Annotated in this window: 28 protein-coding genes and 1 riboswitch; of the genes, 26 read left to right on the plus strand and 2 right to left on the minus strand. The window is 47.0% G+C overall.

All coding sequences use genetic code 11. The features are described 5' to 3' along the window. Positions 1-226: 226 nt before the first annotated feature. The 23 genes from KJS57_RS11835 (at position 227) to cysK (ending at position 16,246) form a co-directional block, all read left to right on the plus strand. Positions 227-505, plus strand: a complete 279-nt coding sequence (locus KJS57_RS11835) for a hypothetical protein (protein ID WP_211021242.1) — start codon at positions 227-229, stop codon at positions 503-505. Between the two features lie 29 nt (positions 506-534). Beyond that, entirely contained in the window at positions 535-1,044 is a 510-nt protein-coding gene (locus KJS57_RS11840) for a hypothetical protein (RefSeq protein ID WP_213654940.1), read from the plus strand. Positions 1,045-1,101: 57 nt separating this feature from the next. Continuing rightward, entirely contained in the window at positions 1,102-1,602 is a 501-nt protein-coding gene (locus tag KJS57_RS11845; RefSeq protein ID WP_244861500.1) for a GNAT family N-acetyltransferase, read from the plus strand. A 311-nt stretch (positions 1,603-1,913) separates the two neighbouring features. Then, the gene (locus tag KJS57_RS11850; RefSeq protein ID WP_213654941.1) at positions 1,914-2,237 is read left to right on the plus strand and encodes a hypothetical protein; all 324 of its coding nucleotides are present in this window, start codon (positions 1,914-1,916) and stop codon (positions 2,235-2,237) included. Positions 2,238-2,255: 18 nt separating this feature from the next. After that, positions 2,256-2,621, plus strand: coding sequence for a DUF4180 domain-containing protein (locus tag KJS57_RS11855; RefSeq protein ID WP_211021245.1), 366 nt, complete (start codon positions 2,256-2,258; stop codon positions 2,619-2,621). Positions 2,622-2,669: 48 nt separating this feature from the next. Next, positions 2,670-3,560 carry a TIGR01777 family oxidoreductase gene (locus tag KJS57_RS11860; protein WP_213654942.1) on the plus strand — a complete coding sequence of 297 codons (891 nt, stop codon included), beginning with the start codon at positions 2,670-2,672 and terminating at the stop codon, positions 3,558-3,560. Between the two features lie 22 nt (positions 3,561-3,582). Continuing rightward, complete coding sequence (locus KJS57_RS11865; RefSeq protein WP_213654943.1) at positions 3,583-4,143, plus strand: ATP-binding protein; 561 nt, start codon at positions 3,583-3,585, stop codon at positions 4,141-4,143. Positions 4,144-4,239: 96 nt separating this feature from the next. Beyond that, positions 4,240-4,794, plus strand: a complete 555-nt coding sequence (locus tag KJS57_RS11870; RefSeq protein ID WP_213654944.1) for a GNAT family N-acetyltransferase — start codon at positions 4,240-4,242, stop codon at positions 4,792-4,794. A 4-nt stretch (positions 4,795-4,798) separates the two neighbouring features. Beyond that, the gene (locus KJS57_RS11875) at positions 4,799-5,497 is read left to right on the plus strand and encodes an HAD family hydrolase (RefSeq protein WP_213654945.1); all 699 of its coding nucleotides are present in this window, start codon (positions 4,799-4,801) and stop codon (positions 5,495-5,497) included. A gap of 16 nt (positions 5,498-5,513) precedes the next feature. Then, entirely contained in the window at positions 5,514-5,969 is a 456-nt protein-coding gene (locus KJS57_RS11880) for an NUDIX domain-containing protein (protein WP_213654946.1), read from the plus strand. Between the two features lie 338 nt (positions 5,970-6,307). Beyond that, a complete protein-coding gene (locus tag KJS57_RS11885) occupies positions 6,308-7,084 on the plus strand; it encodes a class I SAM-dependent methyltransferase (protein ID WP_213654947.1) in 777 nt (258 codons plus the stop codon). A gap of 19 nt (positions 7,085-7,103) precedes the next feature. Beyond that, positions 7,104-7,703 (plus strand): GNAT family N-acetyltransferase, encoded by a 600-nt coding sequence (locus KJS57_RS11890; RefSeq protein ID WP_213654948.1) that lies wholly within the window; start codon positions 7,104-7,106, stop codon positions 7,701-7,703. Between the two features lie 23 nt (positions 7,704-7,726). Next, a complete protein-coding gene (locus tag KJS57_RS11895) occupies positions 7,727-8,068 on the plus strand; it encodes a hypothetical protein (protein WP_213654949.1) in 342 nt (113 codons plus the stop codon). Positions 8,069-8,105: 37 nt separating this feature from the next. After that, positions 8,106-8,609 (plus strand): hypothetical protein, encoded by a 504-nt coding sequence (locus tag KJS57_RS11900; protein WP_213654950.1) that lies wholly within the window; start codon positions 8,106-8,108, stop codon positions 8,607-8,609. Between the two features lie 238 nt (positions 8,610-8,847). After that, on the plus strand, positions 8,848-9,369 hold the full coding sequence (locus KJS57_RS11905) for a GNAT family N-acetyltransferase (RefSeq protein WP_213654951.1): 522 nt from the start codon (positions 8,848-8,850) through the stop codon (positions 9,367-9,369). 26 nt (positions 9,370-9,395) lie between these two features. Then, positions 9,396-9,959, plus strand: a complete 564-nt coding sequence (locus KJS57_RS11910) for a GNAT family N-acetyltransferase (protein ID WP_213654952.1) — start codon at positions 9,396-9,398, stop codon at positions 9,957-9,959. A 56-nt stretch (positions 9,960-10,015) separates the two neighbouring features. Next, a complete protein-coding gene (locus KJS57_RS11915; RefSeq protein WP_213654953.1) occupies positions 10,016-10,597 on the plus strand; it encodes a DJ-1/PfpI family protein in 582 nt (193 codons plus the stop codon). Between the two features lie 36 nt (positions 10,598-10,633). Continuing rightward, the gene (locus KJS57_RS11920; protein ID WP_213654954.1) at positions 10,634-11,203 is read left to right on the plus strand and encodes a histidine phosphatase family protein; all 570 of its coding nucleotides are present in this window, start codon (positions 10,634-10,636) and stop codon (positions 11,201-11,203) included. Then, the gene (locus KJS57_RS11925; protein WP_213654955.1) at positions 11,200-12,030 is read left to right on the plus strand and encodes a class I SAM-dependent methyltransferase; all 831 of its coding nucleotides are present in this window, start codon (positions 11,200-11,202) and stop codon (positions 12,028-12,030) included. Before KJS57_RS11920 ends, KJS57_RS11925 begins: the two co-directional genes overlap by 4 nt. Beyond that, positions 12,030-13,145, plus strand: a complete 1,116-nt coding sequence (yqeK, locus tag KJS57_RS11930; protein WP_213654956.1) for a bis(5'-nucleosyl)-tetraphosphatase (symmetrical) YqeK — start codon at positions 12,030-12,032, stop codon at positions 13,143-13,145. The genes KJS57_RS11925 and yqeK overlap by 1 nt, the downstream gene beginning before the upstream one ends. Positions 13,146-13,174: 29 nt before the next feature. Next, the gene (locus KJS57_RS11935; RefSeq protein ID WP_213654957.1) at positions 13,175-13,789 is read left to right on the plus strand and encodes an NUDIX hydrolase; all 615 of its coding nucleotides are present in this window, start codon (positions 13,175-13,177) and stop codon (positions 13,787-13,789) included. Positions 13,790-13,831: 42 nt separating this feature from the next. Continuing rightward, the gene (locus KJS57_RS11940) at positions 13,832-15,205 is read left to right on the plus strand and encodes a DUF4269 domain-containing protein (protein ID WP_213654958.1); all 1,374 of its coding nucleotides are present in this window, start codon (positions 13,832-13,834) and stop codon (positions 15,203-15,205) included. Between the two features lie 105 nt (positions 15,206-15,310). Next, positions 15,311-16,246: a cysteine synthase A gene (gene cysK / locus KJS57_RS11945; RefSeq protein WP_211021265.1), complete on the plus strand. Its 936-nt coding sequence runs from the start codon at positions 15,311-15,313 to the stop codon at positions 16,244-16,246. Between the two features lie 53 nt (positions 16,247-16,299). Here the strand turns inward: cysK and KJS57_RS11950 are convergent, their stop codons facing one another. Continuing rightward, entirely contained in the window at positions 16,300-17,136 is an 837-nt protein-coding gene (locus tag KJS57_RS11950; protein ID WP_213654959.1) for a helix-turn-helix transcriptional regulator, read from the minus strand. A gap of 192 nt (positions 17,137-17,328) precedes the next feature. Here KJS57_RS11950 and fabF point away from each other — a divergent pair, with 192 nt between their 5' ends. Further along, positions 17,329-18,567 (plus strand): beta-ketoacyl-ACP synthase II, encoded by a 1,239-nt coding sequence (gene fabF, locus KJS57_RS11955; RefSeq protein ID WP_213654960.1) that lies wholly within the window; start codon positions 17,329-17,331, stop codon positions 18,565-18,567. Positions 18,568-18,649: 82 nt separating this feature from the next. On the opposite strand, the gene KJS57_RS11960 is transcribed toward fabF, so the two are convergent. Then, positions 18,650-19,552, minus strand: coding sequence for an AraC family transcriptional regulator (locus KJS57_RS11960; RefSeq protein ID WP_213654961.1), 903 nt, complete (start codon positions 19,550-19,552; stop codon positions 18,650-18,652). Between the two features lie 162 nt (positions 19,553-19,714). Between KJS57_RS11960 and KJS57_RS11965 the strand changes: the two genes are divergently transcribed. Continuing rightward, positions 19,715-21,493, plus strand: a complete 1,779-nt coding sequence (locus tag KJS57_RS11965; protein WP_211021269.1) for an ABC transporter ATP-binding protein — start codon at positions 19,715-19,717, stop codon at positions 21,491-21,493. A 116-nt stretch (positions 21,494-21,609) separates the two neighbouring features. Further along, on the plus strand, positions 21,610-22,701 hold the full coding sequence (locus KJS57_RS11970) for a DUF4349 domain-containing protein (RefSeq protein WP_213654962.1): 1,092 nt from the start codon (positions 21,610-21,612) through the stop codon (positions 22,699-22,701). Between the two features lie 248 nt (positions 22,702-22,949). Continuing rightward, positions 22,950-23,038: riboswitch (cyclic di-GMP riboswitch) on the plus strand. Positions 23,039-23,127: the final 89 nt, after the last annotated feature.

Here is a 23,127-nt window from a genome sequence, read left to right on the forward strand (position 1 = left end):
TTGCTAGCAGGCATGAACAAACTCCCCATTTAGTAACAGGTTGTATGATTTAACTTGTCTACTAATTGGGGAGTATTTTTGTTGTTGGAGTGAATAATCCGTGCTTCCAGATTTATGGAATTGAGTTATAATCAAGGTTAAATGATGAGATCCAAAAATATCCACGAAAATCTGCTATCCTATCATAAATATTGAATTCTAATCGATTCAAGTCTGGAGGGGAGTTATGAATACTAATACTAAATCTAGTTTAATTTTAGGAGTTTCGATCATTATAGGATTCATTCTTTTGGGGCTTATGCAAGGATTGTTTCGTGAGGAAGGAACCGTAATTACCGAAAAAGTTAGTAGTCATGAAGGAAGATATGAATTTATAAGGGCAAATGATAGTAATGTGATCATCTTTGACAAAGAAACGGGAGAGTATTGGAGAAAGTTTATCCCTGTTTCTGAGGGACCGACGGATTGGACGAAAGAAGAATCACCCGTGACATCATCCAAATAATCTAAACGAATCAAAGAAGGGAGCATGCAATGCTGACAAGAATGAAGCAAGAGCTTTTACAAAGTGAAAACCTTAGCTGGTTGTGCATCGAACCCATGTTACTTGCAGTTCGAGGGAAGAGTCCTGGTGCGAAAGTGGAAATGTTCAATCAATTAAACGAAGGACAGCAAGCTTTGTATTTATTTTATGCCTTCCATAATCATGCCAATACGATGGCTGAATTTTATTGGTTTACGACCTATTTTATAGGTGACCTAAAGGCTTGGACAGGTTTAAAGACAGGAATACTTTTCTTTCGGGGAAATGAATTAATAAAGGTATTGGAACAAATGGAAAGCGTGATACATCTCAAAAACAAATTAGCTGATGGAAGTTGGAAAGAGGCATCCCCGGCTGATCTCGAACGGGATACGGAATTGAATGAATTAATATCACCAATCTTCAAAGAGTACCAGATAAACGCACGGAAATTTATTGAGAGTACGAACACGTACATTCAAGACAATCCGCAAGAGTTTATAGAAATCGAAATTATATAACGAATCAGTAAATATAGGCGTTTAACGTAATACATATGTCGTTAGGGGGAAACAAGATTGTCTTATACAATTAGACCTTTATCTCAAAATGATATCCCTTTTATGTGGGAAATGCTGTATGAATCCTTATTTGTTCCGGAAGGCCAGGAACCTTTTAATAAAGAGATCTTAAAGGATCCCCTCATTTCCAAGTATGTTGAAGGCTGGGGGCGGGAAGGAGATTTTGGATTTATCGCGACTAATAAGGACGGTAAGCCGATAGGGTCGATCACAGCACGTAACTTCAATGAAAGTAATAAAGGATTTGGATATATAGATGCGGATGTACCGGAGTTAGGAATGGCACTGCTGGAGGATTACAGAGGTAAAGGAATAGGTAAAGCATTACTGGAACATTTATTTAATGAAGCGAAGCAGAGGGGAATAAAGAGACTGTCCTTAAGTGTCGATCCAGGCAATGTGGCCGCTGTGAAACTGTACCAACGATTTGGATTTGAAGATGTAGGAATGGTTGGAACATCCATAACTATGGTGGCGCGCGTAAACGGGGGGAGATAGTCATGAAATTGAAGTTGCGATTTTTTCTCGAATCCATCATTGTGTCAGTAACCTTGTTGCTATTTTATTATGGCTTTCAGATGTTTCGAGGATTATTGCTTACAAAAAATTATGAACCTGCCATAGTACTAAGTCATGAAACAAATGATCAACTTCAATCGAGCGTTTCTTTTGGGTCGATCTACGAGTATGAGTGGGTAGTTGGATTAGTAAGTTTTGTGCTGATGTCAGTAGTCTATTATGGGGTTCGAAACGGGATGTATCGTTTTATACAGGCAGGCAGACGAAACTAGAAAAGGGATGGTTATAAAATGTTGTTCATCGGAATGGTTATCGGAGCCATTATTTTATTTCTATCCTTTTATATTGTAGGTCCATATGGAGCGGGCATCTTCCTTATTGTCTTATTCGGACTGGTATTCAGCACGTATCAGAAAAATAAAGAGATCTATGAAGACGTGAAAATAATAAGAGAAAAACTGGGACTCTTGCGCGAAGAGGAGAAATTTCAACAAGAAATCGAAATGAACCAAAAAGAATACGATAACAACAAAGACGAACCAAAGTTTATTTCCAAATTAGATGAAGAGATCGAGGAAGAATTAGTAAAGTATATGAAAGAGAATAAAGAGTAAGGAATGTGGGAGGACAACATGAATATCACTACAGTTTCTAAGAACGGTGTGGAAATAGCTTCAGTTCATAGCGATGAAATATTAATTAGCGATGTTCAATCTGCTTTGGATCTTATAGCGACGGTAAGCTATGAAGTTGGATGTCATCGAATTATTTTACAGAAGTCTGTCGTTAGTGAGGAGTTCTTTGATTTGAAAACGCGACTTGCCGGAGATATCATTCAGAAGTTCATTAACTATCAAGCTAAAATTGTCATTGTTGGTGACTTCTCCGTGTATTCAAGCAAGAGTCTTAGGGATTTCATATACGAGAGCAATAAAGGAAAAGATTTATTCTTCTTACCCAATGAAGAGCAGGCTATCGACAAATTGAGCTTAGTTTAGTTGAAGTTATCATCTTATCGCTCAAGGCGGGGAAGAGAGTGGATACCCATGACCAAAAAAATAGTATTAGCCGGCGGCACCGGGTTTGTCGGAAAATATCTCGAAGAAAAGTTTCAGAATTCCGGGTACGAAGTGATCCTCATTTCAAGGAAAGAAGGTCATGTTTCTTGGAATAATCAAGCGGGAATTTTAGAAGCAATCGATAATTCGGAAATGTTGATCAATCTTGCGGGAAAATCCGTGAACTGTCGTTATAATGCGAAGAACAAGGAAGAGATTTTTAATTCCAGAACAGAGACAACCCGAATACTCGGAGACGCCATTCTGGAGTGTGAAAATCCGCCCAGCCTTTGGATTAATTCCAGTACGGCAACGATTTATAGACATGCTGAAGATAGACCCATGACCGAAGAAGGCGGGGACATCGGATCCGGTTTTTCGGTTGATGTGGCTAAAGCATGGGAGAAGTCCTTCTTTGCTTTTACGTTGCCAGAAACAAGGAAGGTCGCTCTAAGGATGGCTATTGTATTAGGGAAGGACGGGGGTGTCATTCCGACCTACAAGAACTTAGTCAGATTTGGACTCGGAGGGATTCAAGGTTCAGGGAATCAAAAATTCAGTTGGATTCATATAGAAGATCTATATCAGATTATTCTCTTTTTTAGAGAGAAGAAAGAGCTGAGCGGGGTCTTTAATTGTTCTTCTCCTAATCCGGTAACCAATCGTGAGTTAATGAGTCATTTGCGAAAAGCATTGAATACGAAAATCGGATTGCCTTCACCAAAATGGATGCTAGAAATGGGAGCTATCTTAATTAATACAGAAACTGAATTAATTTTAAAGAGCCGTTGGGTTATTCCGGAACGCTTAGAAAAAGCAGGTTATAAATTTAAATATAGCAGCCTTGATGAGGCGCTCCGGCAAATATTTACGAAATAAAGAAACTATGGGGGCGGCGAGTATGAAGTTTGTAATTATTTTTGGGCCGCAGGCCGTGGGGAAAATGACGGTTGGACAAAGCTTGGCGGCAATGACCGGCTTTAAGCTTTTTCATAACCATATGTCCATTGATTTTGTATCGCAGTTTTTTGATTACGGCACGCCTGCCGGCAAACGATTAGTAGGCATGATTCGCCATGGGATTTTTGAAGAGGTATCCAAAAGCGATTTGGATGGCCTTATATTTACTTATGTTTGGGGATTTGATCTTCAAGAGGATTGGAATTATGTCGAACAAATCTCGGAGATCTTTGAAGCTAAAGGCGGGACCGTCTATTTGGTAGAGCTCGAAGCCGACTATGAAGAACGCTTAAGGCGAAACAAAACGGAGAACCGTCTGCGAAACAAACCAACGAAGAGAGACACCGAAAAATCGGAAAGAGATCTGATTCACTCATATGAAAAACACCGACTGAATTCGAATGCGGGTGAAATCAAAAGTGAAAATTACTTGAAAATAAATAATACAAGCTTGGAACCCGAGATGACTGCTAAAATGATAAAAGAATATTTTAACTTTTAGTCTTTAGCATATCGCCGCGGTCATTGTGCTGGTTCTTGGCGTTATTATGGTTTATTTTTGGATTTAACAATGCGACCTTATTAAGGAGGGATAATCATGGTTATCGAAGAGGTTTACGGGAATCTCCCCGTATTGGAAACGGAAAGACTGATATTGCGCAAGCTTAGACCGGAAGATGAGGATGCTGTGTTTGAATATTGTTCCGATGCAGAAATTTCGAAATACACGGTATGGAGCTCTCATCAGTCTATAGAAGATACAAGAGGGTTTTTGAATTTTGTATTCGATAAATATCAACAAAATACGGTCGCACCATGGGGAGTGGAGGATAAGGCGTCGGGCCGGATTATTGGGACAACCGGTTATATTACATGGGATACCCATAATTCAAAGGCGGAAATCGGTTATGCCTTAGCGCGGACACATTGGGGAAAAGGGTATATGTCGGAGGCGGTAAAAAGCGTAATCGACTTCGGATTTGATGTGATGAAACTGGTCCGGATCGAGGCTAGATGCCACCCAAACAATACCGGATCGAGCAGAGTAATGGAGAAGTCCGGTATGACATTCGAAGGAATATTGCGGAAGCATATTTTGGTTAAGGGAGTCCACGAAGACGTTAAGATGTATTCTATTCTCTCCGAGGAGTGATTACATGGCTTTTAAAGCCGTATTTCTAGACTTCTACGGTACACTGGTTCATGAAGACGAGGAGATTATCCCGCTCATTTGCGATGAAATCAGAGCAAGCAGTTCTGTTTCCTGCGAAAACGGACATATTGGCGGGTATTGGTGGCAGCGGTTTTCGAGTATTTTCAGGCAGAGCTATGGGGATTCATTCCTTCCTCAGCGGGAAATCGGGATTCGATCCTTAACTGATACAATCAACAACTTTCAGGCGAATGGAGTGGCCGAACAGCTCATCCAGAAGCAGTTTGACCATTGGATCAAGCCGGAGATTTACGAAGATACAATACCGTTTTTGCAATTCCTTCAGGAGACCCCGGTGTATATACTTTCTAATATTGATACCGAGGACATTAAGGAGGCCATCGCCTACCATGAGCTTCGGGTGACCGGGGTCATTACAAGTGAAGACGTGAGAGCCTATAAGCCCAGACCGGAGTTGTTTGAGGAAGGATTGCGAAGAAGCGGGTTAAGCGCGAAGGATGTTATACATATCGGGGATTCGCTCTCAAGCGATGTGGAAGGGGCTCAGAACCTTGGCATTGCGACAGTATGGCTTAACCGGTTAAACAAGCGGATACCGGAGAATATCAAGCCGGATTTTATTTGCAAAGATTTGAATGAAGTAAGAAACCGGGTGTTTAAGGAATTTAGCCCCCTTCACTAAAGTTAAGAGGTGTCTTATGTCATATCATATCAGAGTCAGGCCAACCGCTTTAATTATCGAAAATGCACAGGTTTTGCTTATTGAATACAGCGATGATCACGGGGTGCATTATAATCTTCCCGGCGGCGGAGCGGAACCTGGCGAGACCCTTGTTGACGGTGTACTAAGAGAGTTATATGAAGAGACGATGGCGGAAGCTGAAGTCGGTCCTTTGGCATTCGTTTACGAGTTTGCGCCCCATAAGCAATCCGGTGACTATCAATCGGAGATTCACACTTTAAATATAGTGTTTGAGTGTTTTCTTAAGGAGGGTTCCACTCCCAAGCTTCCCGATACACCGGACCCCGATCAGACGGCGGTAAAATGGATTCCTATAGCCGACTTGAACTCCATCATTCTATACCCCAACATTAAAGATCACATCAAACGCTATATCCAGGAACGAAAAAATATAGAGATCATCGAGGACTAGGCAACACGGAGCCGGTTCCGCCGGATTTTTTGAGAAAATATTTTGAAGCGCTGGAACAGAAGTATGGATTTAACCCGAAAGTCATAAGAACCGATTATGCATTTGATTCAGCCGAGCAAGCGGAGCAGTTATGCCGTGATTTTTTCGGGGATGAGTTGGGTGATGTAATCAGGGAAGAGAAAACGAATATCGTTCCCGAGTGTACCGGGATTTGGTGGCGGAACGCTCTAAAAGGCTGACACAAGCAGCAGCTCCGGGGAATTCTAACATTAACTTTCAATAATACAGCTTATAGAAACGCAAAAATCGGACCGCCTAGAGCGCAAGTGGAGGACATCATGGAATCAAACGAAAAGAACAAGCAAGCATGGGATACGGGGGCTTTCGAGGCATGGATCAAGAGATTCGGAACCCCGGGTGAAGCCGCTCAAAAACTGCAGACCAACCCGCAAAAGAAAATCGGCGAAATCTATCCCTATTTTGGAGAGGTAGCCGGCAAGAAAATGATCAATTTACTAGGTTCCAATGGAATGAAGGCCGTTGCCCTATCGCTGCTTGGCGCAAACGTCACGGTTGTGGATTTTTCCGCCGACAACGAAAAATATGCGAAGGAATTGGCGGAAGCGGCTGGCACTCAAATCCGCTATATCCAATCCGATGTATTGCAGTTGCCGCAGAATGAACTTACGTCAGAATATGATGTCGTGTTCATGGAAAAGGGAGTTCTCCACTATTTCCTGGACCTTCAGCCGCTGTTCGAGGTGGTTGCCAAGCTCTTAAAACCGGGAGGTCGTTTCGTATTACAGGATTTCCACCCGGTAACGACGAAGTTGATCTCATCCAGAGGAACTACCGCCAACATTAGAAAACATAAAGTAACCGGCAATTACTTTGACGATTCGGTCGTCGAACGTGAGGTGGCTTATTCGAAATATAGTGATGAGGATTCCGCCAAGAAGGTTTACCAGAGATATTGGACTTTGGGGGAAGTCATTACTTCGATTGCTACTACGGGGCTATTTATAAAGGAATTAAGGGAGCTGCCCAACCTGTCTTCGGAAGTGTTCGATGCCGGCATCCCCAAGAGTTTTATTGTTGTTGCAGAAAAGCTTTAAGGATTTGAAGGAGCCAGGTATGGATAACAAGCATTTTAGAATTGAATGTAAGGACATCGTATTAATCGAGTTCAGAGCCGAGGATTTTGAAGAAATGCAGCGTCTGACCTGGCAGCCGGAAATCTATGAATTTTTACCTGATTGGAATGTTGCCCCGGAACAACGGAAGGAATGGCTGATTAACTATGAAATTCCTGAGAACCAACGTTTTTTGGAATCGGTGGCTAACGGGGGACGGATCGGTGATTTGCGCCTTCGCCTGGGTATTATTTTAAAAGAGACAGGGGAATTCATCGGTTGGTGCTGTACCGGCCCTAAAGACGAATTGCCTGAGCCGAACAGAGAGATTATGTATGCGATATCGAAGGACTACCGCGGCAAGGGTTACACGACGCAAGCGGCCCAAGGACTCATCCGGTATTTATTCGAGAATACGGAAGTCGAGGTACTGAATGCTTTGGCGCTCACCGAAAATCTGCCCTCCAACAAGGTGATTTTGAAATGCGGATTTAAGCAGATCAACGATATCATAATAGACGAGGAGCAGTACCATTTATACAAACTTCACAAAAGCGACTGGGTAAGCAGACTGCAGGGGAAAGAAGTCAGCCTTACATAAAATCGCAAGGGGGTATGCCTGCTTTGGAGAGAAGGATTGTAAAAAGCGGAATTTATAGTTTTATACTCGGCCTGTTAATCGGAATCGTTTTTTTGAAAGATACTGAAGTGATCCGATACGACGGGTCCACGGTTAAAGAAATCGTTCAGCTTCCAGTAAGAGTGTACCTGTTTAAGCTGCTTCGGTTCTCGTCCGTTTTATCGCTGGTTTCTATGGTGGTTGCCTGGATATCGGGTTACTTTGTGATTACCGGAGAAAAGACGAAGTTCAGCGTTCTTGTGAAAAGTTACTTTAAAGCTTTGATTCTTGGCTTGCTGATTATCCTTGTAGCTGTCTTTATTCAATCTTTGCTGTATCGCAATTGATCGAACGATACGACTCTCATGAGGAGTGATCATGTTAATGAAAGATATCGAAGCATTGTTTCAAGAATTGTTCCCTGAGCGCATGAACAGTAAAACATTGCGATTAAAGAGGGCTTTACAGGAGCATTTGCTAAATTCGATCAAAGAGCTGTCCAAGCAAGGAATTTCCCCGGACAAAGCATTGGAAATGACTTTGAAGAAGCTCGGAGGCATAGATAAAGTAAGGAAGCAAATCAAGAAATCTAACCGAAAATGGCCTCTTCTTACGTCCCCTTACGTAGTGATTACCATTTCCTTGCTGCTGGGTTATCCACTGGTTCTCTTGATCGTCTTCGGAATATTTATAATCTCAAACTTTTCTTTAATCCTCTTGCTTCCCTTGCTAATCGGCGTAGGCATGTTTATGTCTAAAGTGTATGTTGCGGTGTTCGAGATCCAATCAAACCGGTTTGGCACGTCTCTCGAGCTTAATAACGCGTCTGTATTGGCTGGCGCAGGATTGAAGTATAAGGAACCGGAGATACAGGACGAACACAGATGATAAAACATGATGGTTCACTGGGCAACGTTTGTCTTATTATTAATTAAAAGAATTCGTGAGAAACCGCCTGTGGCGGGAAGGCCGCAGCCTTTCCTCTGGCCGAGGCGGTTTTTTTCGTTGGTTTCTTTTAACAAAAAAATCTCTTGAATTCATGCCGGATACAGGATATGGTCTTGATAAATAAACCTAGGCTGGAAAAAATCTTTAATTTTAATCTTATTAACCGAAGGGGGATTACATGGAAATCCGACTATCTGTCATATCGAATAGTGATCAAGAAAGATTCTTCAATCTCTTTAATTTATATCTATATGAATTATCCCAGTTTACCGGGGAAGATGTTCGTGAGGACGGAAGCTTCGATCAAGGCAATAACCATCTATACTTGGAGAAGCAAGCGCTTCATCCTTATTTGATTCGGGCCGATGACCGGATCGCCGGATTCGTGCTGGTATGTTCGCCACCCTACACCCCTGAGGGAGTGGAGTTTTCGATTCAGGAATTATTCCTGCTAAAAAAGTTCAGGGGTCTGAACTTGGCGGCTGAGGCGGTAAACGAAGTATTCAAGATGCACCCGGGCATCTATCATGTGGAGCAGCTAGCTAATAATCAGCCGGCCGTTCGTTTTTGGAAAAAGCTGTACGCTGATCTGAATATTCAATTTACCGAAGAACGGGACTTGATTAAAATCGACGGGCTTCCGGGGGAACATGAGATATTGTCTCAAACCTTCTCAGTAGCCGGAGTAAGAGTTCAATAATAACTTCTGTGGAAAGGAAGATGTGTATGGGATGGTTTGAACCTATCAAAATCGTGGATAAATACAATCAAATCATTGAGATCAGAACGGCGGTCGGTGCGGATGCCGAGGTGATCCTCGCTTATAATCGAGCGATCCTTTCATCCGAATCTTCTTACTTGCTCACCGTACCGGAAGAATATGATATGACGGTCGAGATGGAACGGGAATGGATAGAAGAAACTTTGAACAAAGAAAACAGCCTCATTTTGATCGCCGAGGAGCATGGAAAAGTCGTCGGTTTTCTTGATTTCCACAGCGGGAATAAACTGAGGATCTCCCATACCGGATATTTCGGTATGAGCGTTCGCAGCGATTACCAGGGAGGCGGCATCGGAAAAGCCCTGCTGCAGGCGCTCATTGATTGGGCGGAAAAACATCGTCAAATCGAAAAAATTACCCTCGAGGTATTCGCCAATAACAGCAAGGCGATAGAATTATATCGCAAAATGGGTTTTGTGCAGGAGAGCCTGATGCGTAAACAAATCAAATTGCAAGATGGAAAATATGTAGATGTCATTGGCATGGGGCTGCTGCTCAATCCATCCTGAAATGGGATGATCAAGCTTGATGTCAGCGGAAAAATCGTTTCATAGGAGGGACAGTATTGAAGATTGCCTTTGTTGTATTTAATGGGCTGACTTTTTTGGACTTGATCGGCTTTTATGACGTTATTTATCGGCTCAATATGTTTGAACAAACAAAGGGAGTGACCTGGGACTTTTGCGGACCTGCGGATGAAGTGACGAATGAATTGGGTTTGACGATCAAAGTAAACAAGGTAAATCCTGATCTGTCCCAGTACGATATGATTTTTGTGCCCGGTGGTATGGGAACGAGAACGTTGCGGTTTAACGAAGACTTTGTATCCTGGCTCCAACAAGGAGAAAATTGCCCCTACATCGTATCGGTGTGCACGGGTTCACTGCTGCTCGGAGCGGCGGGATTCCTGGAAGGGAAAAAGGCGACGACGCATCCGAATGCCTATGATCTGCTCGAGCCCTATTGCGGCGAAGTCATCCGGACAAGAATCGTCAAAGATGGAAAGCTTATTACGGCAGGAGGGGTGGCTACCTCGATTGACCTGGCATTGTACATCGTCAAATGGCTTGCCGGTGAAGAAGCGTTACGGCAGGTGAAATCGTCAATTGACTACCCTTACGACATGGAGGGCGTCATTGAATTTTAAAAGAAAAGATTCATTCGGAAGCAGGGTGAAATCGGGATGGAAACGGTCGTTTATTTTGTCAGACATGCGGATTCCGCCTTTGTAGAAGGGCAGGAAAGAGAAAGAGGACTGTCGGAACAAGGTGCCCGGGATGCAAAGATAATCAAGGAGCTGCTGCAAGATGAGCCATTGGACGTCTTTGTGTCCAGCCCTTATGTGAGATCCGTTGAAACCATTCAGGAGTTGGCGGATTGGAAAGGGAAGCCAATCGAGCAGTTTGAAGATTTAAGAGAACGAAATATCGGGCAGTTTGCTCCTATGAGTTTTGCCGATGCAAAGCGGAAAGTGTACGAAGAACCTCAGTTTGCTTTTCCGGAGGGGGAATCCAGCCTGGAAGCAGCGGACAGGGCGGCCCAAGCGTTATTGTCCCTGTTGGTGCAATATGAGGGACTGACCCTGCTGCTTGGAACGCACGGAGATATCATGACTCTCATGTTACAGACCTTTGACCCAAGGTATGGCTTCGAATTTTGGAGGTCGACAACGATGCCGGATATATACCGGGTTCATTTTGACGGCACCGCCTTAAAGCAAGTATCCAGAATAATGGGAGGCGTTGAAGCATGAGCCAAATCGTTAGGGACTATTACGATAGCCATGCGGAGCAGGAGTGGTACCGGTTGAACGATCCGTACAGTCAGGTGGAATGGCTTTCAACCCTGCGGCTGATGGACAGGTACCTGCCGGATTCGGGACATATCTGCGATATTGGCTGCGGGCCGGGGCGGTACGCGATCGAGCTGCTGCAACGAAGGTACCAGGTCACTTTATTTGACCTATCCGCAAAGGAGCTTTCCTTAGCGGAGGAACGGATCGGGGAACTCGGACTGCAAGCGGAGGCTTACATATGTGAGGATGCAAGAAATCTGCAGGTTTTGGATGCGGAAATTTACGATGGCGTTCTCCTCCTGGGGCCGTTGTATCATGTGCAAGATCGTCAGGAGCGCATAAACATCATCCGTAACGCCTTCAGAGTGTTGAAACCGGGCGGGATCGCCATGTTTTCCTATCTCAATTCCTGGGGTGTTCTGAAGGCGGGGGTGACGGAATTTAGCGACTCTTACAGAGACCCGGAACATATTTATATGTATTTGCAGGAGCAGGCTCTGGATGAGAATCAGGGGTTTACCGAATGTTACTTTTCGATTCCGGCGCGCGCGTTGGAGGAAATTGAACTAGGCGGTTTTGATGTCGTCTCGTATGCCGGGGCGGAGAGCTTCCTGGCGGGGATGAGAGCCGAAGTAACCCGGCATTACAATGAGGATCGGCAAGTCTACGATCATCTGGTGCAAGCGGCCAGCGAAACGAGCGAAGCTCCCCAATACCGGGATGCCACGGAGCATTTATTGATTATCGCGCAAAAAAAACCGGAATCAGAACAGGAGCGGGCATGATGGAGAATACAAACGATGAACAAGTACTGGGCAAATATGCCGCTGGTTTTGAGCTGACGGGAAGTCTGTTACAAGATGTCGGCACGTTTTTCAAACTGCATCAGGATACCGATACTTGGGAACATACCCTAAAAGTGACGAGCCATGCGGTCCGTATTGCCCGGCTTTATGGCGCCGATCCGCAAAAGGCCGAGCAGGCTGCGCTGCTGCATGATGTCAGCAACGTCATCCCTGTGAGTCGAATGCTTGAAACGGCAGAGGAGATCGGCATTAAGATCGAGGATGAAGAACGGACCTACCCTCGGATTCTGCATCAGAAATTGTCGCGGGCGATGGCGGAGAAGTTGTTTTATATCTCGGACGAAGAGATTTTGCGGGCCATCGAATGCCACACGACTTTGAAGCCGCATGCTGCTTTGTTTGATAAGGTGGTTTTCATTGCCGATAAAGTATCCTGGGATTTGCCTGGCGACCATCCTTATTTGAACGAAGTTCGCAGACAGGTTGATGAACACCAGCTCGACAAGGCGGTATTTGCTTATCTGGATCATGTATGGAGTCAACGGGGTAAAATGAAGCTCGTCCATTCCTGGCTGATTCAAGCCAGAGAGGAGCTTCTGGAATTGGCGGAAAACGAAACCGATCCCGTGAAGCGGCATTTGATGCGCGTCTATGATCATATGTCTTGGGCCAATCGCGAGATTATTAATCGTCTGCAAGAAGAGCAAAACGTGCCTGAACGGCCGCTTTCGCTCTTTGCTCATATTTTATCGGCCGAAGCGGTCTGGCTGTCCCGTCTGAATGGCTCCGTGCAGACAATGCGGGAGATTTGGCCGTCGGAGGGCTTGAATTTGCAGTATTGCATCGATTTGGCCTTGGCAAACGCGGAGGGCTATCGGCAGTATTTTGCAAACCTGAGGGCGGGCCAGTTAAAAGGTGAGGTTTCCTATCGGAGCAGCAAAGGGGAACCGTTTACGTCAGCTATTCTGGATATTTTAACGCACGTCTCACTCCATGGAAGCTATCATCGGGGACAAATCGCAACCCATTTGAGAATGGAAAATATAACGCCGCCAATGACCGATTACATTCTTTATGCGAGGAATGAAGGATAATCTTCATAGTCACGGAAGGGGAGCGGGTCATGCAACTGAAATGGTTGGAATGGGCCAAGCAGATCCAGGCGATTAGCCAGGCCGGGTTTGCCTATTCAAAAGATATTTATGATCTGGAGCGATTTGAGATGCTGCGGGATTTAAGCGTAGAGATCATGAATCAGTATACAGAGGTAGAGAGTGATAAGATTAAGACGCTCTTTGCCAGCGAAACCGGATATGCGACGCCTAAAGTGGATGTCCGCGGGGTTATATTTGAGCAGGACAAGATTTTGCTGGTCCGCGAAAAGCTGGATGGAGACTGGGCGCTCCCGGGCGGTTGGGCCGATATCGGACTGTCTCCGAAAGAAGTGGTTGTCAAAGAAGTTAAAGAGGAGGCCGGGCTTGAGGTGCAACCGGTCAGGCTGCTGGGCGTATTGGACAAGAAGTTCCATGATCATCCTCCGGCGGCATCCCATGTATACAAGATGTTCATCCTATGCGAGGTGACGGGCGGAGAGGCGCAAGCCGGGCTGGAGACGCTTCAGGTCGGATATTTCAGCGAGGATGAATTGCCCCCGCTTTCGGCGGAAAGAGTCACGTTAAAGCAGATTCAGTGGCTGTTTCAAACAAGGAATTCGGCTCATGAAGTATGGCTGGATTAGCAGGTAAACTGCGAATTGTCATAAAGAAAGGTAACAAACACCATGACCTGTAAATTAGTATTGATCGAAGGGCTGCCCGGTGCGGGCAAGTCAACCCATGCGAGATGGGCAAGTGAAATTCTAGCCGAATTGGGACTAGAGACAAAGCTGTTTCTGGAAGGGAATCTGGAGCATCCGGCGGATTATGACGGCGTCGCCTGCTTCCCCGAAGAGGAGTACCGCAATCTGCTCTCGGATTACAGCACCTTTGCGCCTATTTTTGAGCAAAATTCGGTACGGAGAGGCAGTCACTTTTTTCTGTCGTACCGCAAGCTAAGAGAAGTCGATGGCTTGGATTTTCCCGAGGAGCTCGCCAATTTAATGTTCCGGAATGATATCTACGAATTGCCTTTTGAGCAAAATGCGGAATGGATTGTGCAGAAATGGACCGAATTTGCGGAGATAGCCGAACGGCAGGAAGCGATCTATATTTTTGAATGCTGTTTTATCCAAAATCCCCTTACCGTAGGGCTGGTCAAGCACAATGTTCCGAAAGAGGCAATTCTCCGGTATGTGAAGCGTCTGGAACAAGCGGTTCAAAAGCTGGATCCTGTAGTCATCTACGTTGATCAAGAGGATGTAGATCGTACTTTCCGGAAGGCGGTAGAGGAGCGGCCACAAACCTGGTCAGAAGGCTTTATCGAATATTATACCGGGCAGGGCTATGGAAAAAGCTGCGGTTTGACCGGCGTGGATGGCACCATCGAGGTGCTTCGTTGCAAAAGAGAACTGGCGCTCGAAATCGTTGATACTTTGGAAAGCACCACAACGATTTTGAACAATACGGCGTACGATTCGGTAAAGGGAAAGAGGGAACTGGCAGAATTCCTAAGCTCGTCAGTCGTACCGCATCATTTCCGCAAAATTGATTCGCTGATGAAGCGACACTTCTTTATGGACATACTGCAATCCTTCGATCCGATACTGGTGGGCACCTTTCCTATTGATATCCAGGTACAAGGAAGTGATTTGGATATTGCTTGTGAGGTCCATGATTTTGAATGGTTTGAGGACCTTGTGCAGCGAAGCTTCGGTCACATGGACGGGTTCACCATGGTTAGGCGCGAAGTCGGCGGGATTGAAAGATGCAAAGTGAATTTTCGGTGTGAAGGATGGCCGGTGGAATTGTTCGCCCAACCTGTGCCTACCCGGTCGCAAAACGGATACCGCCATATGATGGTGGAGGCTCGGTTGTTGAAGCTGTTCGGGGAAAGTTTTAAGCGGAGTGTTATCGAATTAAAGCAAAACGGAGTCAAAACCGAGCCGGCGTTTGCCCGTTTGCTTAACTTGGAAGGCGATCCGTATTCGCAACTGCTGGATTTGGAGACATGGTCCGATGATGCTTTGCTGAACTTGCTGAAGAAATCAAGCGATTGATTTCTCCGTCTGGGTTGGCCGTTATTTTACTTCCGCTCCGGACGGTGTTAGAGTGAAAGAAGGCCGACTTATTACGTCGGAATTTAGTAAAGTGAGGGATTTTTCTTGGGTAATATAGCTAACAATTTAACGGATCTGATCGGAAATACTCCGATGCTGGAGCTTAACAATTTTGGAGAGAAAACGGAAGCTGGGGCCAGACTGGTGGCTAAGCTGGAATATTTCAATCCGGCGGGCAGCGTCAAGGACCGAATCGGCTTTGCGATGATCAAGGACGCCGAGTCCAAGGGCCTGCTGCATCCGGATTCCATCATCATTGAACCGACCAGCGGCAACACCGGAGTAGGTCTTGCGTTTGCAGCGGCTGCGCTGGGATATCGCCTGATTATTACGCTGCCGGAGAGCTTTACGATTGAACGCAGAAAGCTCCTCTTGGCGTTGGGCGCTGAATTGGTGCTGACACCTGCCGCGGAAGGAATGGGCGGAGCCATTCGCAAAGCGGAAGAATTGGCTGCGGAGACGCCGAATTCGTTCATCCCCCAGCAATTTGAGAACCCGGCCAATCCGGATGTACATAAGGAGACGACCGCGGAAGAAATTTGGAGAGACATGGACGGCAAGGTTGACATCTTCGTGGCCGGTGTCGGAACCGGCGGTACGATTTCCGGGGTCGGCGCGGTTTTGAAGGAACGCAATCCTTCGGTACAAATCGTGGCGGTGGAACCTCATGAATCGCCTGTTTTGTCCGGAGGAAAACGCGGCGTTCACAAAATCCAAGGCATCGGTGCGGGCTTCGTCCCGAGAAACTTTGACGGCAGCCTTGTGGATGAAATCATGCCGGTGAAGGATGAAGACGCCTTTAGCACATCGCGCCTGCTTGCGAGAACCGAAGGATTGTTGGTCGGGATTTCATCCGGTGCCGCGGCCTTTGCGGCACTTCAACTGTCTAAACGGCCGGAGAATGCGGGCAAGAACATCGTTGTGCTGCTGCCGGATACGGCTGAGCGCTACTTGTCTACACCTTTATTCCCGGAAGAATAAAACATGATATGAGTTTTAAAGGCGGCACCTTTTACAGGGTGCCGCCTTTAAATTTATCCCTCGATCAATTTCTTGAGTTTAATTTCCGTTGCCGTTTGCGGTGCCGGCGTATAGATGCTCAGACGTAAATCCGCTTCCCCCTGGACTTGAAGAGAGGATAGATTGAACAGCATTTTCCCGGCTTTGGCATGACGAAACTCAATCATAACCTCGGGAGCGGCACTGACCTCGCTTTGATTCCAGAGCTCCTGGAAATCGGGAAAGGTTGCTGCCATATGTTCGATGAAATTCGAATACCACGGATCGGCGACATACTGGCCGTAATAGGCCCGGAAGATCGACAGAAAGCCTTTGACGAAGTGAGCCCAATTGACGGCGAGACTGCGCAGCTCTTTTTTGCTGAACAACAGGGAAATCAGGTTCCTCTCCGGCTCAGGAATCTGTTCGAAATTTAAGAAAACGTGGGTGGCCGCGGGATTCCAGCCGACGATATGGCAGTGCCGGTCCGAAATCAGGGTCGGACAATATTTCAGCTCTTCCAGGATTTTATGCAGCGAAGGGCTGATTACGGCTTCTTTCTCGCCGCCCAGCTCAGGATGAAATCCGTTGTCGAGCGCCAGATCAAACAAGTATTTCCGCTCATCGCCATTCAGGCGCAGCGCCCCCGCGATGGCATCGAGTACGGAAGCGGACACTTTGATATCGCGGCCTTGCTCCAGCCAGGTGTACCAAGTTGTGCTGACGCCGGCTAACTGGGCGACCTCTTCACGGCGCAATCCGGGCGTCCGGCGGCGCGAACCCGACGGCAAACCTACGCTGTTCGGGTGGAGCTTGGAGCGTTGGCTTTTTAAGAATTCGGAAAGTGCTTTCAAACGGGGATCGGCTTGCATTGTTCTGCCTCCAGTCCTGCTTGGCTTGAGTTGATTTGGTTGATTTAAGGTTAGGTTGTTATTGTATTATACATTATACTAGGATAACTACAAACTTGTAATAGGATAAGGAAGGGATACAATAGGAACAAAGACGGCTGAAATGGTGACAAGGCCGGATGGAACACAAGGAGATTACAAGGAGGTCTTGTTATGGATAGAGTTGTAGTTACGGGAATGGGTATCGTTTCGCCGCTTGGCAATGAAGTGGAGACGTTTTGGAGCAACCTGAAGGAAGGGAAATCCGGAATATCCTATATTGATTTGTTTGATGCATCGGCTTTCGGGACACGGATTGCGGGGCAGGTTCGGGATTTTGATCCGGAAGCGCTGTTCGGCCGTAAAGAGGCTCGAAAAATGGACCGGTTCGTACAGTTTGGTCTGTATGCCGCAGAGCAGGCGGTAAAGCAAGCCAACCTCGACGTGAGCATGATCGATCGGGAGAGGTTTGGGGTCTATGTCGGGACCGGAATCGGGGGAATCCAGACGTTGACGGACAATATGGAAGCCTACCAGAACCGGGGGCCCGGCCGTGTAAGTCCGAGCCTGGTCCCGATGATGATTTCCAATATGGCCGCTGCGCAAATCAGCATTCGCTTCGGAGCGATGGGGCCAACACTGTCGCCGGTGACTGCTTGCTCGATCGGCAATACCGCGATTGGCGAAGCGTTCCGCTTAATTCGAAGCGGCGATGCGGATGTGATCCTTGCCGGCGGGACGGAGGCGGCGATCCACCCGCTGTCGCTGGCCAGCTTCGGTAACGCCACGGCGTTGTCCAAGCGCGGCGATGATCCGGAGAAGGCCAGCCGTCCGTTCGATGGGGATCGCGACGGATTTGTCATGGCCGAGGGCGCCGGTATTCTTGTCTTGGAGTCAATGGACCATGCACTTCGCAGAGGGGCTCCGATCTACGCAGAAGTGATCGGATATGGAGCGAGCTCGGACGCCTATCATGTCGTTGCCTCCCATCCGGAAGGCGAGGGAGCCTTCCTGGCCATGAAGCGGGCTCTCCAATCGGCTGGGGTTACACCGACAGAGGTCGACGTGGTGAGCGCGCATGCGACAAGCACCCAGGTCGGAGATTTGGCGGAAACAAAGGCGCTAAAGAAGTTGTTCGGTGAACAGGCCAAAGATATTCCTGTAACAGCGAACAAATCGATGACCGGCCACATGTTTGGCGCTGCGGGAGGGGCGGAGGCGATTGCGTTAATTCGGAGTCTGAATGACGGCATCATCCCTCCTACGATCAATCTGGATCACTCCGATCCGGCTTGCGACCTGGACTACGTTCCGAATCAAGCTCGGGAAGCGGACCTGTCGATCGGCCTGTCCAATTCGTTCGGGTTCGGCGGCCATAACGCCGCAATTCTGCTTGCGCGATATCAAGCTTAAGCCCATGGAAATAGGAAGCTAACAATAAAAATAAGACAGCGGCGTGGATGGACTCCACGTCAGCTGTCTTTTTCACGTTTACTTATGATCCAACATCAATCAGCGTTAAATGGAAACATTGATCCATGTTATTTTTCCGGAAAACACTTGGCGTGCACCCGGCCCAGGCCGCAAATTGGCGGCTAAAGCTCTGTACATTCTCATAGCCGACCCGGTACGCGATTTGCTCGATCGATTCGTTGCTGGTGACCAGCATATGCATCGCTTCCTGCTGTTTAAGCACCATGAGATATTCACGGGGAGGCATTCCGAACGCCTGCGTGAAGATACGGTGACAATGTCTGCGGCTCATTCCGAAGCGACGGGAAATTTCCTCCAGCCAATCTCCGGTTGAGCTCGATTCGTCCTCATCCCGCCGCAGCACCCTTCCTTGTATTTCCCGGGCGATTCTCGTAGGGAGCTCGCTCTGGAAGGCGGTTTCTTGCTTATCTTTGGCAGCGGCAAAATAATCCTGCATATGTCCCAGTATGGTATAGAGCTCCCGCAGGAGCGGTATCCGCGGACTATTTTCCTGATACAGGGTATTCATGATTCGTCGCATGGAAGGAACGAGGTTATCGTTTAACGGGTGACCCTGCGGATAGTAACTATGGTTGAGTGCGCCGATCAAATGGAGAAACGCGGTATCTTCAAGATCAAGATGGATATGCATCGTAAAAAAAGAGGCGTTGTCCGCCTGCCGCACTTGAAAATCATGCACCTGCATCGGAGATACAATGATAAGATCACCCGCTTGCTGCTCATATTCCTTTGATCCGAGGATCGCCGTTTGGCTTCCGTCCAGCACCAGCAGCATTTCAAGCATCATGTGATGCACATGCCGCCCGCAGATCCAACCTTTTTCCACGTGACGGGTATGAGGCGAGAACAGGCATATTTCTGATCGGAAATGCGGGAACACTTTTTCGGGATAAATCGTGCTCATGTTGACTATCAGCTCCTTTATGTCCGATTTGGTTAAATGTTATGTAATAACGGGGCCGAATATGTTATAGAGAAAGCCGGGCAGGAGCCTTATACTAAACTCTGTCGTTCGACGGGATACACATACATATTACTATCATAAGGGATAAAGCGGGTGAAACCTATGGCAAAAACAGAATCAAATTTGGATTATTCCAAAGCATTTGAAACGGAGCAAGGAACCAGGATCAAACCGTTCAGCCTCCTCACCAGATTGTACAGGGACCATGTGAGCAAAGTGGCCTTATCGGCGCTTTATTATACAATCAAGCATTCGCCGACCTGGGTATTGTCGATCATTACCGCCAATATCATTAACATCGTAAGCTATCCGGATCGTCATTCGATGAGCGAGTTCTGGATCAACCTGGCGGTCATCGTCGTGCTGATCGTGCAGAACATTCCCATGCATACGCTGCACATCAGTTACATCAGCAAAGCTGTCCGGCATGTAGAGGCGGGCCTCCGCAGCACGCTCGTTCGCAAAATGCAGCAACTGTCGCTCAGTTATCACGGAGACATGAATGCAGGGCGGCTTCAATCCAAAATACTGCGGGATGTCGAGGCTATCGATTTTCTTTCCCGGCAGATGCTGATGTCCATCATCCCGGCGGCCATCAATTTAATTATTGTGATCGGGCTGACCCTGTACAATAGCTGGATCGTCGCGCTGTTCTTCTTGTTTATGGCGCCGACCTCGATTTTTCTGGTTCGTTTCTTCCGATCCAAAATGGCGCAGCGTAACCGGGATGTCCGCCAGAATATCGAGGAGATGTCCGGTAAAGTATCGGAGACCGTTGAAATGATTCCGGTTACCCGGGCTCACGGGCTGGAGGATGTGGAAATCCGCAAAGTTGATATGGCGCTGCAAAATATCCGGGAACGCGGCCATCAACTCGACGTTGTCGAAGCCTATTTCGGTTCTTCCAGTTGGGTCGTTTTCCAGCTGTTCCAGGTCGGGTGTCTGTTCTTTACCGCCTTCCTGGCTCATCTGGGCTATATGGAAATCGGGGATATCGTGATGTATCAGGGATTTTTTAATATGATTACGGGCTCTGTGAGTTCGATACTGAACGTGTACCCTAACTTGGTCAAGGGATTTGAGTCCCTGCATTCGGTAACGGAAGTGCTGCTGTCTCAAGAGACGGAAGAGTACAAAGGACGGCAGAAGCCCGACCAAATCGCCGGGGCGTATCGCTTCAAGGGCGTTAGCTTCCAGTATAAAGGCTCTGACCGCCATGTGCTCGATGACTTCTCGCTGGATGTGAAGCCGGGTGAAACCGTGGCCTTTGTCGGGGAATCGGGCTCTGGCAAGTCGACGATATTGAATCTGATTATAGGTTTTTATAAACCGCAGTCAGGTACAATTATGATCGACGGCATTCCGATGAGCGACCTCAGCATGACGAGATACCGGCAGTCCTTGGCGATCGTGCTCCAGAACAATATCTTGTTCTCAGGCACCATCCGGGAGAATATTACGTACGGGCTGCCACATATATCCGAGGAAAAGATCCGGGAAGCGATCTGGATGGCCAACCTGCAGGATGTAATCGACGGCCTGCCGGACGGTCTGGAGACCTCGGTCGGTGAGCATGGCGGACGGCTGTCCGGCGGCCAGCGCCAGCGGATCGCCATCGCCCGCGCATTGATCCGCGATCCGCAGATCATCATTCTGGACGAAGCCACGTCCGCGCTCGATAATTTGTCGGAGCGCCATGTCCAGCAGGCGATGGAGCAGCTCATGCGGGGCAGAACGACGTTCATCGTCGCTCACCGTTTGTCGACCGTCAAGAACGCCGACCGGATCGTCGTCATGAAGAAAGGAAAAGTGGTGGAATCCGGCACGTATGATGAGCTATTAGCCTTGAAAGGCGAATTCTATAAACTGAAAAACTTATAAGCATTTCGATGTTCTGATCGGATTGAAGATTTAATATTTTCGGCAACTTTCCAGACCTTGGAAGCGTCTTTGATTTTGAATAGAGCCAATATAGATCTAAACAGGGGGCGATTCAAATGAAAAGATGGGGAATCCGTGAAATTGTTTTAACCATGGCATTAGCTTTACTGCTCGGCGGGTGCAGCAGCGCCGACAGGTCCAGCAGCAATGATGCGGGGGCTTATGAAAGCTCGGCGACCAGCACTTCGAATCAGGCTGCGTCCGACTCTAAGGAGAGTCTGACGTCCGAAAGTCCGGCCGCCGATACGGGAGGAAATGTCCCATCCGGAGAGACGGCGGCCGAATCGGAGCGCGCATCATCCGGTTTTCAGGGGACGGATTCGGCAGCCGGCCTGAATAAAAAACTGATTTACCGGGCCAATGTAGTGATGGAAGTCAAGGACTACGGGAAGACGCAGTCGGAAATCCGCAATCTGATCACGCTGGCCGGCGGATACATTGTGGAATTTTCGGAAAATCAATCCCAGCATGAGCGTGGCGGCAATTTTATAATCAAAGTTCCGTCATCCGGATTTTCTTCTTTTCTGGACCGGTTGGAGCAGTTGAAGCCGGAATCTTTACAGCAGGGCATCCAGGGACAGGACGTTTCTGAAGAATATGTGGATTTGGAATCGCGTCTTAAAGTAAAACAGGCCATGGAGGCAAGATACCTCAAATTCGTGGAAGAGGCCACAAAAACGGCCCAACTGGTCGAATTCGTCAACGAACTGGAACGGATTCAGACGGAAATCGAGCAGATTAAAGGGAGAATGCGTTATATTGATAACAATGTTTCCTTCTCTACTATTGAAATCCGTTTGTATCAACCAATGGAGAAATCGATTATTAAACAGGACGAAGATAAAGAGCCTCTCTTCAAACGGGCTCAAAATGCTTTAAACGGAAGCATCGACGCCATCTCGGTTGTTCTTCAATGGCTTGTAGTCGTACTGTCCGGTGCTCTGCCATTATTGTTGATGGCCGCGCTGATTCTGGCCATCGTCTGGCCGATACGGAGAAGAAACCGGAGTCGCCGCAACCGCGCAAACTGGACCTCGGGACAATCGATAGATAGAACCCCTTCTCTGCCTGGAGATACTGAAAGCAGAGAATCAACGGTTTCGTCACCGGAAACCACCGAAGAAGAGGATGGGCAGGAACCGAAGTGATGAAACGGAACGAAAGGGCATCCTTTCGTTCCGTTTTTTTCATTTGTATTAATTTGTGCTTTATTGAAAAATGATAGAATATAGAATGTCGGAATTTATCGAAGGAAAGATTGTTTGAAATAATATGATATATTTCTCATATTCGTTAGTTGACAAGCTTTTTTTTTTGAAATATATTGAAACCATCATAGGAATGATTAATCTACATAATTCGGATTAACTAGAGCTTGGGACCTTTTAACTAGAAATTGAATATTTGGCACACTAATCGAAAGATTAGGTCGCAAAGCCTTGGAGTCTAACAATCTTTGGGATTAATGACCGTCCGGCTGCATAACAATGAATTAATCATTGTCTGTGTAGCCGGTTTTTTTATTTTCCTATGTTCTCAGCGGTTCCAATCCGTGAGAAATAGATGCTCCACAG

This window comes from Paenibacillus vini, assembly GCF_018403325.1.
In the GTDB taxonomy this organism is placed as follows: domain Bacteria; phylum Bacillota; class Bacilli; order Paenibacillales; family Paenibacillaceae; genus Fontibacillus; species Fontibacillus vini.